The organism is Halomonas sp. HG01, from assembly GCF_000968715.2.
GTDB classification, from domain to species: domain Bacteria; phylum Pseudomonadota; class Gammaproteobacteria; order Pseudomonadales; family Halomonadaceae; genus Halomonas; species Halomonas halophila.
Map to the genome: position 1 here is coordinate 1,141,202 of NZ_CP022134.1, position 15,092 is coordinate 1,156,293.

The window sequence follows — 15,092 nt, forward strand, 5'->3', positions numbered from 1 at the left end:
CTCGCACGGCTCGGTGCCGGGGTATCGCATGCTGCTCTGCGCGCTCCTCGCCGTGGCCCTGATGTTCGCCGATCTGCGTTTCACGCGCATGGAGCCCGTGCGGGCCCAGCTGTCGACCCTGGTGGCGCCGGTCCAGTGGCTGGTCAGCCTGCCCAGCGACGCCCTCAACTGGGCGTCGCTGGCGTTTTCCGACCAGCGCGAGCTGCTCGACGAGAATCGCCAGCTGCGCGAGCAGATCCTGACCCTCTCGCATCGCGTCCAGCGCATGGCCAGCCTGACCGCCGAGAACGTGCGGCTGCGCGAGCTGCTGGATGCCACCCGCGAGCATGACATTCCCTTCATCACCACCGAGCTGCTGTCGCTGGACCCGGATCCCTTCAGCCACCGCATGGTCATCGACCGCGGGCAGCGCGACGGCGTCTTCGTCGGCCAGCCGGTGATGGATGCCGCCGGGCTGGTGGGGCAGGTGACCTCGGTGTCGGCCTACGCCAGCCGGGTGCTGATGGTGTCCGACGCCAGTCACTCGCTGCCGGTCCAGGTCAACCGCAACGGCCTGCGCTTCATCCTTCAGGGCACCGGCCAGTACGACGCCCTCGGCGTGCTGCACGTGCCGGACACCGCGGATATCCGCGAGGGCGACCTGCTGATGACCTCGGGGCTGGCCGGGCGTTTTCCGCCCGGCTATCCGGTGGCGCGGGTCACCTCGGTGGTCCACGATCCCGGCGAGCCCTTCGCCCGGGTCGAGGCCCGCCCGGTGGCCCAGCTGCAGCGCGCCCGCCATTTCCTGTTGCTGTTTCCGCCGGAGCCCCCCGAGGCGCCGGGCCGCGGGGGCTGGACGGTCGCGCTCGACCAGGCCGCCGTCCAGGCGGCGCTGGAAATGTTCGGTCCCGTCGAGGAGGACGAATAATGGCCGCACGCGCGACGGCGAGCCTGCCCTGGATCTGGCTGACCCTGCTGCTGGCGCTGTGCCTTCAGGTGATGCCGCTGGCCGATGGCTGGCAGATCTGGCGCCCGGACTGGCTGGGACTGATGCTGATCTACTGGTGCATGAAAGCGCCCCACAAGGTCGGGGTCTTCCACGGCTTCGCGCTGGGCATCCTGGTGGACCTGATTCAGGGCGCGCCGCTGGGACAGAACGCTCTGCTGCTGTCGCTGCTGGCCTTCCTGTGTGCCCTGGTCTATCCGCGTTTCCGGGCCTACTCGCTGCTCCAGCAGGCGGTGCTGATCCTGGTGCTGCTGGGCACGGTGCAGCTGGTGGAGCAGTGGCTGCGGACCCTGCTGGGCCCCTTCGCGATTCACCTGTCCTTCCTGCTGCCCTCGGTGATCGGGGCGCTGCTGTGGCCCTGGCTGACCACGCTGTTCCGCGTCTTCCGGCGCCGTGGCAGCGAGGAGTGAGCCGGATGACGATGTCCGATGCCGCCACCGATGCTCCCGAGCCGCCGCTGATCCGGCTGGCCTCCGCCTCGCCGCGCCGCCGGGAGCTGCTGGCCAGCATCGACGTGCCGGTCGAGGTGCATCCGGTCGACCTCGACGAGACACCGCGGCCCGGCGAAGCCCCCGAGGCCTATGTTCGACGCCTGGCCGAGGACAAGGCCCGGGCTGGGGCGCTGGGCAGCACGCTGCCCACGCTCGGCTCCGACACCGCGGTGGTGTGTGACGACGCCATCCTCGGCAAGCCGCGCGACCGCGAGCACGCCGCCGCCATGCTGCGCTCGCTGTCCGGGCGCACCCATCGGGTGCTGACCGCGGTGGCGGTGACCGGCCCGGCGGGCCTGCTGAGCGCCTGCGTGACCACGCGAGTGACGCTACGCGAGATCACCGAGGCCGAGGCCGCCGCCTACTGGGCCATCGGCGAGCCCGCCGACAAGGCCGGCGGCTATGCCATTCAGGGCCGGGCGGCGCTGTTCGTGTCGCGTCTCGAGGGCAGTCATTCCGCGGTGGTCGGCCTGCCGCTGTTCGAGACCGCTGAATTGCTGGCCCGACAGGGCGTGCCGCTGTGGAACCGCGCTATGTCATAATGCCTCGAGTTTCCTCTGGACAAGGATTTCCGCATGAGCGGTGAAGTACTGATCAACCTGACCCCGATGGAGACCCGGGTCGCCGTGGTGGAGAACGGCGTGCTCCAGGAAGCCTTCATCGAGCGGGCCCGGCGCCGCGGCATCGTCGGCAACATCTACAAGGGCAAGGTGGTGCGTGTACTGCCGGGCATGCAGGCTGCCTTCGTCGACATCGGCCTCGAGCGGGCCGCCTTCATCCACGCGCATGAGGTGATGCCCTCCGGGACCCCGGCCGACGAGCAGGCCTCCATCGGCCACCTGCTCCACGAGGGCCAGTCGCTGGTGGTGCAGGTCACCAAGGACCCCATCGCCTCCAAGGGCGCGCGCCTGACCACGCATCTCTCGGTGCCGTCGCGCTACCTGGTCTACATGCCGGACTCGCCGCACAACGGCGTCTCCCAGCGCATCGAGGACGAGCGCGAGCGGGAGCGGCTGCGCGAGCTGGTCGAGGCCGCCCAGGCGGAACAGACGCTGGAGGTGACGGGCGGCTTCATCGTGCGCACCGCCGCCGAGGGCGTCACGCAGGAGGAAATGGCTGGCGACATGCACTTCCTGCTGCGCCTGTGGCGCAAGGTCAGCGAGCGCAAGGTCACCGCCTCGGCCCCCAGCGTCATCTACGATGACCTGCCGCTGTTCATGCGCACCCTGCGCGACGTGATGCGCGACGACATCGAGAAGGTGCGCATCGATTCCCGGGAGAATCACGTCAAGCTGCTGGAGTTCGCCGAGGAATTCATGCCCTCGGCGGTGGAGCGCATCGAGCACTACGCTGGCGAGCGGCCGATCTTCGACCTGTTCAGCGTCGAGGACGAGATCCAGAAGGCGCTGGGACGCAAGGTCCAGCTCAAGTCCGGCGGCTACCTGGTGATCGATCCCACCGAGGCCATGACCACCATCGACGTCAACACCGGTGGCTTCGTGGGACATCGCAACCTCGAGGAGACCATCTTCAAGACCAACCTCGAGGCCGCCACCGCCATCGCCCGCCAGCTGCGGCTGCGCAATCTGGGTGGCATCATCATCATCGACTTCATCGACATGGAGGAGCCGGAGCATCAGCGCCAGGTGCTCCGCGTGCTGGAGAAGTCGCTCGAGCGCGATCACGCCAAGACCAAGTGCACCGGCGTCACCGAGCTGGGGCTGGTGCAGGTGACGCGCAAGCGCACCCGCGAGAGCCTCGAGCAGACCCTGTGCGAGGCCTGCCCGTCCTGCCATGGTCGCGGCACCCTCAAGACCCCGGAATCGGTGTGCTACGAGATCTTCCGCGAGATCCTGCGCGAGGAGCGGGCCTACAGCGCCGAGACCTATACGGTGCTGGCCTCCCAGCCGGTGGTCGATCGCCTGCTCGACGAGGAGTCCGCGGCGGTGGCCGACCTGGAGGAGTTCATCGGCAAGACCATCCGCTTCCAGGTCGAGGCCCACTACTCCCAGGAGCAGTACGATATCGTGCTGATGTGAGCCCATGTCGAGGACTCGCCTGGCCATTCGCTGGACCCTGACGCTGCTGGCGGCGGCGCTCACCCTGGTGGCGGTGCTCACCCTGGTGCTGCGCCTGCTGCTCGGTCAGGTCGATCAGCTCACCCCGCGCCTGGAGGCGCTGCTTTCGGCCCGCTTCGAGGCTGCAGTGAGCCTGGAGGCGATCGAGGGTGGGCTGGCCGGATTCGATCCCGAGCTCGAGCTGCGCGGACTCTCGCTGCGTGCGGCCGGCGGCGACCGGCCCCTGCTCGAGCTCGGCGACGCTCGCCTGCGGCTCGATGCCGGTGCCAGCCTGCGCGATGGCATGCCGGTGGTGTCCGATGCGCGGCTGTCCGATCTCACCCTGCATCTCTATCAGGCCGAAGACGGCCGATGGCACTGGCCGGAGCCGGCCGACGTGCCCCCCGAGCTGATTCCCGATAGCGAGTTCGATCTCGAGCGCCTGGACTTCTGGGTCGGCGTGCTGCTGCGCCAGCGCGCCTGGGCCGAGGACATCGAGCTGGTGCTGCACGGCCGCGAGCACGAGGCGGTGCTCGCGGCGCCGCGGCTGCTGATGGTCGGCGATGCCCGACGCACGCATCTGGAGGGGCGGGTGCGGCTGCGGGGCCGACCGGGGGAGGCCGCGAGCGTGGTCATGGAGCTGGTGCCGGGCGAGGGGCTGGACGATTTCGGCGCGGCCCTGCAGGCCGACATGAGCCTCGACAGCCTGACCGGGCTGTCGTCGCTGTTCGGCGTCGAGGGGCTGCCGGACTTCGACGACCTGGCGGGCGAGGCCCGGCTGTGGGGGCGCTGGACCCACGGGCGCCTGGCCGACGCGCGCCTCGACGTCACCGCGCCACGCCTGGTGCTGGGCACGACGGTAGACGACGCCGAGGCGTCGGATATCGTGCTCGACAACGCCATGCTGCGGGGCCAATGGCGGCGCACGGCCGGCGCCGAGGACTGGCAGGCCTGGGTGCAGGCCGACGCCGAGCAGGTCGCCGGCCCCGAGGCCTCGGCCGAGGCGCGAGCGCTGCCTCGGGACTGGTATCTTCAGGGCGACGACAGCGACTGGTGGCTCACCACCGGCCCGTTCGATCTCGAGGCCCTGGCCGCCTGGCGCTCCCGGCTGCCGCTGCCGGAGGCGCTGGACCGCGGCGTGGCCGCGCTGGCCCCGCGCGGGCGCATCGAGGCCCTCGGCGCCGGGGTGAAGGATGGCGTCTGGCAGGCCCGGGTCAGTGCCAGCGAGGTGAGCGTGGCGCCCTGGAACGAAGCCCCGGGCGGCGGTCCGCTGGCGCTGTGGCTGGAGGCCGACGGGAATCACGGCAGCGTGCGCTTCGCCGGCGGCGAGGGCAGCACGCTGGCCTTTCCCGAGGTCTTCGAGGCGCCGATGTCGCTCGATCATGCCAGCGGCGAGGTGAGCTGGCGCTACGACGGCGAGCGCGGCTTCGTCAGCGGGCGGCACCTCTCGGCGGGCTGGCGCGGCGCCGAGGTGAGCGGCGACTTCGGCCTGGCCACCGGTGGCACCGGCCGCGGCGGCTTCGGCCTGGCGCTGGATTTCCGTGACGTGGACGCTCGCTCGCGGCCGTTGATCGACTGGCTGCCGATGGTGGTGCTGCGCGAGGAAGCCCCGGAGCTCGCCGACTGGCTATCCGGCGGCCTGGCCGGGCGGGTGCCTGCGGGGGCGCTGCGCCTGCACGTGCCGCTGCGCGACGAGCAGACCGGGCTTTCCACCATCGAGCCGACCCTGAACCTGGATCTCGAGGTCGAGGCCGGGCGGCTGCCGTTCGCCGACGGCTGGCCGGCGCTGGATGACGTGGCCGGCCGCCTGCGCCTGCGCGGCGAGACCCTCGAGGCCGAGGTGGATGCCGCCGAGAGCCTGGGCATCCGCACCCGCGACGCCGAGGTGCGCCTCGAGGACGATCGGCTCTCGGTCAGCGGGCCGCTCGTCGCCGACGCCCCGGCACTCTCGGGCTATCTTGCCGCGATGCCCGTCGATGGCATCGAGGCGGTCACCGACTGGCAGGCCGAGGGGAGCGTCGAGGCCGGCCTGGACCTCGAGATGGCGTTGGACGAGCCCCAGGCGCTGCAGCTCGACATCGCCGGCGACGCCGACCTGCCGCGCCTGACCCATGCGGCGAGCGGGCTTTCGTTCCGCGACATCAGCGGGCCGCTGGCCTGGCGCCAGCGCGGCGAGGCCGGCTCCCTCGACGGTCGATTGAGCGGACGGCTGCTGGGCGGGCCGGTCAGCGCCACGCTGGCCACCGGCGAGGGACGTGTCGCGCTGTCGGGCACTGCCCGCGCCGGGGCGCTGACCGAGCTGGGCGCGCCGGCCGGCATCGGCGGCATGCTGTCCGGCCCGCTGGCCTGGCAGGGCGACGTGGATCTCGACGCCGAGACGCCGATCTTGAACCTGTCGAGCGAACTGCGCGACCTGGTCATCGACCTGCCGGCGCCGCTGGGCAAGCCGGCCGGCACGCCGCGGGACCTGCGCCTGACCTTCGCCCTGGCCGAGGCCGGGCCCTGGTCGGGCCGGCTGGGTGCGCGCCTCGGCTGGCGCTGGCGCCCCGGGCGCGGCGGCCAGGGGCAGGCCTGGCTGGGCCGCGAGGCACCGGCGACCTGGCCCAGTGAATCCGGCTGGTCGCTGCAGGCCTATCTGCCGCGCGTCGATGCCGAGGCCTGGGGCACCGCCCTGGCGCCGTTGTCCGCCGGCGTGGACGGTGCCGGCGAGGGGCTGGCGGGCAGCGGCGCCATCTCGCACCTGATGCTGGATACCGATTGCCTGAGCGTCGAGCGGCGCTGCCTGGGCTCGATGATCGTCGAGGGAGCCCCGACGGCCGGCGGCTGGGACCTGGCCCTGGACGGCAGCCTGCTGACCGGCCGGCTAGCCTATCGGCCGGGGCTTTCGCAGCCGCTCGACGTCTCGCTGTCGCGGCTGCGCCTCGACGGCCTGCTGCCGGCCGAGGCGGCACCGGTCTCCGCGGGAGGCGGCCGCCTGCTCGAGGAGCTGGAGGTGCCACCGACGCCGGTCGCCATGCCGGCGTCTCTCGAAGCGCTGCCGGCGGTTCGGCTGGGCATCGATGAACTGAGCTATCAGGGTCGACGGTTCGGGCCGCTGAACGCCCAGTGGCGGGCCGAGCCGGATCGCCTGGTGATCGATCCGCTGGCGCTGACGCTGGGCGAGATCGATGCCCGGGGCAGCCTGACCTGGGAGGCCGCCGGCCCCGAGGCGAGCCTGACCCGGGCACGGCTGGACATCGATGGCGGCGACCTGGGGTCGGCCCTGGAGGCGCTGGGCCAGCCGGTGGCGATCCGCAACGCCGAGACCCGCGTCGACGGACAGCTGGCCTGGCCCGGTGCGCCCTGGCAGTTCGCCCTGGCGCGCTCCCGGGGCAACCTGGCGGTCGAGCTGCGCGACGGTCGTTTCGTCAACCTGGAATCGCCCTCGGCGCGGCTGGTCGGCCTGCTCAACGTGGACAACCTGCTGCGCCGGCTGACCCTGGACTTCTCCGACGTCACCGGGCGGGGCACCGCCTTCGATCGTGTCAGCGGCGATGCGACCCTGTATGGTGGGGTGCTGGAGACCCGCGGTCCGGTCGAGATCGACGGTCCGGCCACCCGCTTCACCCTCGACGGCAGCGTCGACCTGGCGCGGAGGGAACTCGACCAGCGTCTGGGCATCACACTGCCGGTGAGCAACAACCTGCCCCTGGCGGCGGTGATCGCCGGGGCGCCGGTGGTCGGAGGGGCGCTGTTCATCGCCGACAAGCTGTTCGGCGACGCCCTCGACCGCGTGACCCGAATTCACTATCGCGTGGAGGGGCCCTGGACCTCGCCGCGCATCGCTCTGGAAAGTGCCGAATGACATCACACACGCAACCCCTGCTCGACCAGGCCGCCGAGGCGCTGCTGACCCCCGGCGGGCTCGATCTCGATGCCCTGGATACCGGCCTCGGCCACGCCATGGGCGCCGGCATCGACTACGCCGATCTGTATTTCCAGCGCAGCTGGCACGAGGGCTGGGTGCTGGAGGACGGTGAGGTCAAGGAGGCCAGCTACAACATCGACGGCGGCGTCGGCGTGCGTTCCCTGGCCGGCGAGAAGACCGGCTTCGCCTACTCCAACCAGATCTCCATGGAAGCCCTGGCCGAGACCGGTCGCACCGCCGCCGGCATCGTGCGCAGCGGCCAGAAGGTGGGCGCCGCGCCGCGCGTGGTGACGGCGCCGACGTCTCGCTATGCCGGCATCGATCCGCTGGCCGGACTCTCCGCCGACGAGAAGGTCGCCATGCTCAAGGAGGCCGATCGCGTGGCCCGGGCTGCCGACCCGTCGGTGAGCCAGGTCAGCGCCTCGCTGACCGGCGTCTATGAGGTGGTGCTGGTGCGTGCCAGCGACGGCACCCTGGCCGCCGACGTGCGCCCGCTGGTGCGCTTCAACGTCAGCGTGATCACGGTGCGCGACGGCCGCCGCGAGCGCGGGAGCGCCGGCGGCGGTGGCCGCTATCCGATGTCGCGCCTGCGCGACGAGAATGTCGCCGAGCGCTTCGCCAAGGAAGCCGTGCGCCAGGCGCTGGTCAACCTCGACGCCGTGGACGCCCCGGCCGGCCAGATGCCGGTGGTGCTGGGGGCCGGCTGGCCCGGCATCCTGCTCCACGAGGCGGTGGGCCATGGCCTGGAAGGCGACTTCAATCGCAAGGGCAGCTCGGCCTTCGCCGGCCGCATGGGCGAGCGCGTGGCCGCGCCCGGCGTGACCGTGGTCGACGACGGCACCCTGGCAGACCGGCGTGGTTCGCTGTCCGTCGACGACGAGGGCACGGCGACCCAGTGCACCACGCTGATCGAGGATGGCATCCTGACCGGCTACATGCAGGACAAGCTCAACGCCCGGCTGATGGGCATGGCGCCCACTGGCAACGCCCGCCGCGAGTCTTTCGCCCACATGCCGATGCCGCGCATGACCAACACCTACATGCGTGCCGGCCAGGACGACCCCGCCGACATCATCAAGAGCGTCTCACGCGGTATTTATGCCGTGAGCTTCGGCGGCGGCCAGGTGGACATCACCTCGGGCAAGTTCGTGTTCTCGGCCAGTGAAGCCTACCTGATCGAGGACGGTCGCATCACCGCGCCGGTCAAGGGCGCGACCCTGATCGGCAACGGCCCGGAGGCCATGGGGCATGTGTCGATGATCGGCCACGACCTGGAGCTGGATACCGGCATCGGCGTATGCGGCAAGGAAGGGCAGGGTGTGCCGGTGGGCGTCGGCCAGCCGACGCTGAAGCTGGACGAGCTGACCGTCGGTGGAACGCAGTCCTAAAGCTTGAAGCTGTAAGAGCGCCGCTTCGCGGCGGGAAGCTGGAAGAGAAACCCATGGCCTGACGGGAGGACTTCCAGCTTCAGGCTTCAAGCTTCCGGCTTTACAGCTCGGCGGTCTCGCGGATCAGCTTGAACAGCCGGCGGGCGTTGGTCGGCGGCTTGCCCTGATCGCGTTCGCGGCGGGCGTTGCGGATCAGCTGGCGCAGGGCCTGGCGGTCGACGTCGGGGTAGTCGGCGATGAAGGCCTCGAGGGCGTCGTCGTCCTCGATGAGGCGGTCGCGCCACTGCTCCAGGCGGTGGAAGGCGTGGTCGCGGCGCAGCTGCTCGCGGTCCATCTCGTCGAACACCGCCTGGATGCCGTCGAGGTTCTCGCGGCGCATCAGCTTGCCGACGTACTGCATGTGCCGGCGGCGGGCCTCACGGGCGCGGATGCGGCCGGTCTCCTCGATGGCCGCCAGCAGGTCGTCGGAGAGCGGGAAGCGGTCGCGTTCGGCCTCGCGCATGGCGATCAGCCGTTCGCCGAGCTCCTGGAGGGCATGCATCTCGCGCTTGAGCTGCGACTTGCTGGGCCGTTCGTCGGCCGAAGAGAAATCATCCTGGGTCATGCGGCGTCCTGATTCATGAGAGGGGCGTTAGGCATTGGCCCAGTATACCAGCCCGCCGCGTCGGGCTGGCCAAACGACCATGTTGTGTATCGGCCGCCTGGCCGGTCGAGTGAGGAGTCAAGACGATGACACAGGCTTTCGATGCCGTCGCCCAGCAGTCGCTGCTGGAAACCCGTGCCGAGGCGGCCCTGGCGCTGGCCCGCCGGCTCGGCGCCGATGCCTGCGAGGTGGGCGCCAGCGTCGACCAGGGCGTGGGCGTCAACGTGCGCGAGGGCGAGGTCGAGACCGTCGAGCTGTCCCGCGATCAGGGCATCGCGGTGACTGTCTACGTCGGCCAACGCAAGGGCAGTGCCTCGTCCACCGACGCCTCCGAGGCGTCGATTCAGGACGTGGTCGAGAAGGCCATGGCCATCGCCCGCTACACCGGCGAGGACCCGGCCTCGGGGCTCGCCCCGGCCGATCTGATGGCCCAGGAGCTGCCGGACCTCGACGTTCATCACCCCTGGGCGTTGTCCACCGAGGAGGCGGTCGAGCTGGCGCTGGCCTGCGAGAACGCCGGCCGCGGCCAGGCGGGCATCAGGAGCTCCGACGGCGCGGGGCTGTCCAGCGGTGAGGGCGTGCGCGTCTACGCCAACAGCCACGGCTTCCTGGGCAGTCAGCGCGGCAGCCGCCACTCGCTGTCCTGCATGCTGATCGCCGAGGACGAGCACGGCATGCAGCGCGACTACGACTACACCAGCGCCCGCGACCCTCGCGAGCTACTGGCGCCCGAGGCCGTGGGCGAGAGCGCCGCGCGGCGCACCCTGCGCCGGCTCGGCGGCCAGCGCCCGGCCACCGGGCGGATGCCGGTGCTGTTCGATCCGAGCCTGGCGTCGGGGCTGGTCGGCAGCTTCTTGAGTGCCATCGCAGGCGGCGCCCTCTATCGCCAATCCTCCTTCCTGTGCGACCGCCTCGGCGATGCGCTCTTCCCCGAATGGTTCTCGCTGCAGGAGAAGCCGCGCCTGGTGCGCGGCATGGCCAGCAGCGCCTTCGACGGTGACGGCGTGGCGACCCGCGACAACGTCTTCATCGATCAGGGACGGCTGGCCAGCTACATGCTGTCCGCCTACAGCGCGCGGCGACTGGGGATGGAGACCACCGGCAACGCCGGCGGCGCCCGCAACCTGCGCCTCAGCGCGCCGCTCGAGTCCCAGGAGGCGCTGCTCGCGCGCATGGATCGCGGGGTGCTGGTCACCGAGCTGATGGGTCAGGGCGTCAACGGCGTTACCGGCGACTACTCCCGCGGCGCCGCGGGCTTCTGGGTCGAGAACGGCCGCATCCAGCACCCGGTGGAGGAATTCACCATCGCCGGCAACCTGGCGACGATGTTCCGGGGACTGGTCGGCGTCGGCGACGACATCGACACCCGCGGAAGCATCCATACCGGCAGCTGGCTGATCGACGAGATGACCGTGGCCGGCAGCTGAGCCGGACACGGTAACGACAAAAAGCCCGCGAGACGCTCGCGGGCTTTTTTGTACGATGTTGTCGTGGTCCGGGTGCCGGTGCTCAGCGTTTCGGGCGGTAGTGTTCGTCCACGCCCAGCCGTTCGAGCAGGCGAGTGAACAGGAAGGCCTCGTTGCCCTTGAGCGAGCGGCTCAGGCAGTCCAGGTACTCGCGGCGCGGATAGCGCCGCCAGCGCGGTGCCTTGTAGGCATCGAGGTCGATGGCGAACAGGCGACCGTCGCGAACCAGGAAGTTGTCGGTGTGCAGGCCGCGGCAGTGAATGCCGTCGCGGTCGAAGGCGACCAGCGCGTCCAGATACTGTTCCTGCAGGTCGGGGGAGTCGAGGATCAGCTGCTTGAGCGGTACGCCATGGATGTTCTCCGTGACCAGCCGATAGGGGCGCGCCTCGACGATGGTCGGCGTGGCGATGCCGAGGGTTTCGAGCCGCGAAGCAATGAGGGCGAAGTTGCGCCCGGGGTAGGGCCGGATGCGCGCCAGGTAGCGCAGCCGGTCGACGGTCTTTGGCTGGAAGGTCTTGATGAAGTGGTCGCGCTCGGGATCGAAGTGGACTCTGGAGTACTTGCCGGTCTGGATCAGCTGCATGGTCCTGCTCGGTAGAGGGGGAGTGATGGCGCCGTCGAGACGGCCTCTGGTCAGGCTTCTTCGTCGAAGCGGGCCGCGAAGAGGGCTTCCAGCGCATCCAGCACCGCCTCGCCGTCGTCGCCGTCGGCCTCGAGGGTCAGTTCGGTGCCGCAGGGCGCGGCCAGCATCAGCAGCGCCATGATGTTGGTGGCATCGGCCTGCTGGTCGCCATGGCAGACGGTGACGCGGGAGGCGTAGGGTTGGCAGCACTGCACCAGGCGGGTGGCGGCCCGGGCGTGCAGGCCGCGCTTGTTGGTCAGGGTGAGCTTGCGGCTGGGCACGTGACTAGCGGTCCTTGGCGTCGTTCGGGTCGGGAAGCGTGAGTTGCAGGCCGAGCTCGCGATGGCGCAGGCGCACGCCGGCGTGGGTCTCGGCAAGACGCCGGGACAGTCGCTCGGCCAGGTAGGTGGAGCGGTGCTGGCCGCCGGTGCAGCCGATCGCCACGGTCAGGTAGCTGCGCTGGCTGGCGCGGTAGCGGGGCAGCCAGCGTTCGATCCAGGCCAGGATGTCGTCGGCCATCTCGTCGACCACCGGGTAGCCCTCGAGGAAGGCGATCACGCTGTCGTCGCGGCCGGTGGCATCACGCAGCCGCGGGTCCCAGTAGGGGTTGGGCAGGCAGCGGGCGTCGAACACGATATCGGCGTCCAGGGGCACGCCGCGCTTGAAGCCGAACGACTCGAGGGTCAGCGTCAGCCCTTCGCGGCGATGCCCGGCGACCTGGTCGGTGATGCGGCCACGCAGGTCATGCACCGAGAGCCGCGAGGTATCGATCAGCAGATCGGCGAGGTCGCGGATCTCCGACAGGGCGTCTTCCTCGCGATCGATCGCCTCGGCCAGGGTCATTTCGGTATCGCGGGTCAGGGGGTGTCGGCGCCGGGTCGCGGAGTAGCGCTCCAGCAGGATGCGTGCATCGGTGGTCAGGTAGATCACCTGGCACTGGATGTCGCGGGCACGCACGTCCTCGAGCAGCGTCGGGAAGCGTTCCAGGGCATGGGGCAGGTTGCGGGCGTCGATGCTGACCGCGACGGCGCTGCGCAGGGACTGGCCGCTGCGCAGCTCGTCGACCAGCGGTCCGAGGAGCATCGCCGGGAGGTTGTCGATGGCGTAGTAGCCGAGGTCCTCGAGGGCCTGCAGGGCGATCGACTTGCCGGAGCCGGAGCGTCCGCTGATGATGACGAGCTGCATGACGGATCGGGTCTCCTGGTCGGGGGCGGCCCTCAGCTGCGTCCGCTGGCGGCCGGTGCCTGTCGTCGGATGGCGTCGAGGAGGCTGTCGTGCAGCTCGCGCTGGCTGCCGGCCCGACGCAGGGCGCTGCGGGTCGCGGCGTCGTTCATCACGCCGGCGACCTGGCCGAGCAGGGCGAGATGCGCGTCGTCGGCTTCCTCGGGGACCAGCGGCACGAACACCAGGTCGACGGGTTCACCGTCGATGGCGTCGAAGTCGACCGGTTCGTCGAGCTTGAGAAAGCCGGCGATAGGGGCCTTGCAGTGAGGGTTGCGGGAATGGGGGATGGCGACCCCGTGCCCGATGCCGGTGCTGCCCAGGCGCTCCCGCCCGATCAGCCGGCTGAAGACCTCCTGGCTGTCGAGGCTGGGAATGTTCTGGGCGATGAAGGTGCTGAAGAACTCCAGCACCCGTTTCTTGCTCCCCCCGGGCACACCGAAGAGGGTGCGCTCGGGGGGCAGGATGGCTTCGAGTGACATGACTCAGCGGACGCTTGCGGCGCCCTGGGCGCGGGCCTGAGTCTTTTCCTTGTGCTTGACGAGCTGGCGGTCCAGCTTGTCGGCAAGGGCGTCGATGGCGGCGTACATGTCGGCGTCCATCGCTTCGGCGTGCAGATCGGCACCGGCGGCGTGCAGCGTGCAGGCGGCCTGTTGGCGTTCCTTCTCGACGGAGAGCGTCACCTGAACGGTGGTGATGTTGTCGTAATGGCGTTCCAGGCGGGAGAGTTTCTCCTGCACGTAGTCACGCAGGGGCTCGGTCAATTCCACGTGATGGCCGGTGAGGTTGACTTGCATGACACGCTCCTTGCTCCTTGGGTGGTGACTCGATTGTAACCCTTTTTGGTGCCTTGCAAACCCCCCGTGCCAGACGCGTTTTCATACTCTGGAACCCCCCCGTCGGGAGGGCCTCAGCCGAGGCGCTTGCGCTGGCTGGAGGAGGGGATGTGCATCGCTTCGCGATACTTGGCGACGGTGCGTCGGGCCACCTCGATGCCCTCCTCGGCGAGTAGGGTGACCAGCTTGCTGTCGGACAGCGGCTTGCGCGGCGGTTCGCCCTCGATCAGCTTGCGGATGCGGGCGCGGATCGCGGTGCTGGAGTGGGCATCCTCGCCGTCGCCGACCTGGCTCGAGAAGAAGTACTTGAGCTCGAAGACGCCGCGGGGGGTGTGGATGAACTTCTGGGTCGTGACCCGAGAGATGGTCGACTCGTGCATCTCCACCGTCTGGGCGATGTCGGCCAGGATCAGCGGCTTCATGGCCTCTTCGCCGTGCTCGAGGAACTCGATCTGGCGGGTCATCACCTCGTGGCCGACGCGCAGCAGGGTGTCGTTGCGGCTGGCCAGGCTCTTGATCAGCCAGCGCGCCTCCTGCAGGTGGTCCTTGAGGAACTGGTTGTCGTCGCTCTTGTCGGCGCGCTTGATCAGCGCCGCGTAGTCGGGCTGGATGCGCAGCCGCGGCATCGCCTCGGGGTTGAGCTCGACGCGCCAGCCCTGGGGCGTGTAGCGGGCGATCAGGTCGGGAATCACGTAGTCGCTGTCGCCGCTGGCGAATTCGCTGCCCGGGCGCGGGTCGAGGCCGCGGATCAGGCCGATGACCTCGTCGAGGGTCTCGTCGTCGAGCCCCAGACGCCGCTTGAGCAGCCGCCGGTCGTTGCCGGCCAGGGCCTCGAGGAACTGGCGTACCAGGCGGCGCGCCTGGGGCAGCAGCGGGGTGTCGTCGGTCAGGGTGGCCAGCTGCAGCAGCAGGCACTCGCGCAGATCGCGGGCGAACACGCCGGTGGGCTCGAACTGCTGCAGGCGCAGCAGCACCGCTTCGACCTCGCGGGTAGCGAGCCCGTCGAGGCCCTGGGCGCGCAGGCCGTCGCGCAGCTCGTCGAGCGGTTGATCCAGATAGCCGTCCGGCGTCACGGCATCGATCAGGCTCTCGGCGATGCGGGTCTCGCGTTCGTCGAGCTCGCTCATGGCCAGCTGCCAGACGAGGTGGCTCTGCAGGCTCTGGCCGGCGGCCTGGCGCTCGAAGTCGGGAGCCTCGCCGCTGCCGCCGGCGTCCTGGAAGGTGTCCGACCAGTCGCTGTCGACGCTGAGTTCTTCCGGAATCTCGTCGGACCAGTCGTCGTCCGGCGTCTCCCCGGCGGCCTGCTCGCCGAAGTCGTCCTCCAGCTCCAGCATGGGATTGGCTTCCAGGGCCTGTTGGATCTCCTGGCGCAGATCAAGGGTCGAGAGCTGCAGCAGGCCGATGGCCTGCTGCAGCTGGGGCGTCATGGTCAGCTGGGTGCCGACACGCAGTTGGAGGGATGCCTTCATGGCCATG

14 protein-coding genes are annotated in these 15,092 nt (G+C 70.2%); 7 read left to right on the forward strand and 7 right to left on the reverse strand.

Features of this window, described 5'->3' with window-relative positions:
- Positions 1-28 precede the first annotated feature (28 nt).
- From mreC to tldD, 6 genes are read left to right on the forward strand one after another with little or no spacing between them, the layout of a single operon-like run.
- The gene (gene mreC / locus UN84_RS05300; protein WP_046079787.1) at positions 29-907 is read left to right on the forward strand and encodes a rod shape-determining protein MreC; all 879 of its coding nucleotides are present in this window, start codon (positions 29-31) and stop codon (positions 905-907) included.
- Positions 907-1,395 carry a rod shape-determining protein MreD gene (mreD, locus tag UN84_RS05305; protein WP_046079786.1) on the forward strand — a complete coding sequence of 163 codons (489 nt, stop codon included), beginning with the start codon at positions 907-909 and terminating at the stop codon, positions 1,393-1,395. Before mreC ends, mreD begins: the two co-directional genes overlap by 1 nt.
- 5 nt (positions 1,396-1,400) lie before the next feature.
- Positions 1,401-2,018 (forward strand): Maf family protein, encoded by a 618-nt coding sequence (locus UN84_RS05310; RefSeq protein WP_046079785.1) that lies wholly within the window; start codon positions 1,401-1,403, stop codon positions 2,016-2,018.
- A gap of 33 nt (positions 2,019-2,051) precedes the next feature.
- On the forward strand, positions 2,052-3,515 hold the full coding sequence (gene rng / locus UN84_RS05315; RefSeq protein WP_046079784.1) for a ribonuclease G: 1,464 nt from the start codon (positions 2,052-2,054) through the stop codon (positions 3,513-3,515).
- Positions 3,516-3,519: 4 nt separating this feature from the next.
- On the forward strand, positions 3,520-7,377 hold the full coding sequence (locus UN84_RS05320; RefSeq protein ID WP_046079783.1) for a YhdP family phospholipid transporter: 3,858 nt from the start codon (positions 3,520-3,522) through the stop codon (positions 7,375-7,377).
- Positions 7,374-8,828 (forward strand): metalloprotease TldD, encoded by a 1,455-nt coding sequence (tldD, locus tag UN84_RS05325; RefSeq protein WP_046079782.1) that lies wholly within the window; start codon positions 7,374-7,376, stop codon positions 8,826-8,828. The genes UN84_RS05320 and tldD overlap by 4 nt, the downstream gene beginning before the upstream one ends.
- A gap of 100 nt (positions 8,829-8,928) precedes the next feature.
- Here the strand turns inward: tldD and yjgA are convergent, their stop codons facing one another.
- The gene (gene yjgA / locus UN84_RS05330; protein ID WP_046079781.1) at positions 8,929-9,432 is read right to left on the reverse strand and encodes a ribosome biogenesis factor YjgA; all 504 of its coding nucleotides are present in this window, start codon (positions 9,430-9,432) and stop codon (positions 8,929-8,931) included.
- Positions 9,433-9,557: 125 nt separating this feature from the next.
- Between yjgA and pmbA the strand changes: the two genes are divergently transcribed.
- Complete coding sequence (gene pmbA / locus UN84_RS05335) at positions 9,558-10,898, forward strand: metalloprotease PmbA (protein WP_046079780.1); 1,341 nt, start codon at positions 9,558-9,560, stop codon at positions 10,896-10,898.
- A gap of 82 nt (positions 10,899-10,980) precedes the next feature.
- On the opposite strand, the gene UN84_RS05340 is transcribed toward pmbA, so the two are convergent.
- The 6 genes from UN84_RS05340 to UN84_RS05365 all read right to left on the reverse strand — a co-directional run bounded on the left by UN84_RS05340 (position 10,981) and on the right by UN84_RS05365 (position 15,091).
- Complete coding sequence (locus UN84_RS05340) at positions 10,981-11,520, reverse strand: hypothetical protein (RefSeq protein WP_046079779.1); 540 nt, start codon at positions 11,518-11,520, stop codon at positions 10,981-10,983.
- Between the two features lie 50 nt (positions 11,521-11,570).
- A complete protein-coding gene (locus tag UN84_RS05345; RefSeq protein WP_035592380.1) occupies positions 11,571-11,840 on the reverse strand; it encodes an HPr family phosphocarrier protein in 270 nt (89 codons plus the stop codon).
- Positions 11,841-11,844: 4 nt separating this feature from the next.
- On the reverse strand, positions 11,845-12,744 hold the full coding sequence (gene rapZ / locus UN84_RS05350; protein WP_046079778.1) for an RNase adapter RapZ: 900 nt from the start codon (positions 12,742-12,744) through the stop codon (positions 11,845-11,847).
- 32 nt (positions 12,745-12,776) lie between these two features.
- On the reverse strand, positions 12,777-13,262 hold the full coding sequence (locus UN84_RS05355) for a PTS sugar transporter subunit IIA (RefSeq protein ID WP_046079777.1): 486 nt from the start codon (positions 13,260-13,262) through the stop codon (positions 12,777-12,779).
- Between the two features lie 3 nt (positions 13,263-13,265).
- On the reverse strand, positions 13,266-13,577 hold the full coding sequence (gene hpf, locus UN84_RS05360) for a ribosome hibernation-promoting factor, HPF/YfiA family (protein ID WP_016854429.1): 312 nt from the start codon (positions 13,575-13,577) through the stop codon (positions 13,266-13,268).
- 113 nt (positions 13,578-13,690) lie between these two features.
- Entirely contained in the window at positions 13,691-15,091 is a 1,401-nt protein-coding gene (locus UN84_RS05365; protein ID WP_046079776.1) for an RNA polymerase factor sigma-54, read from the reverse strand.
- Position 15,092: the final 1 nt, after the last annotated feature.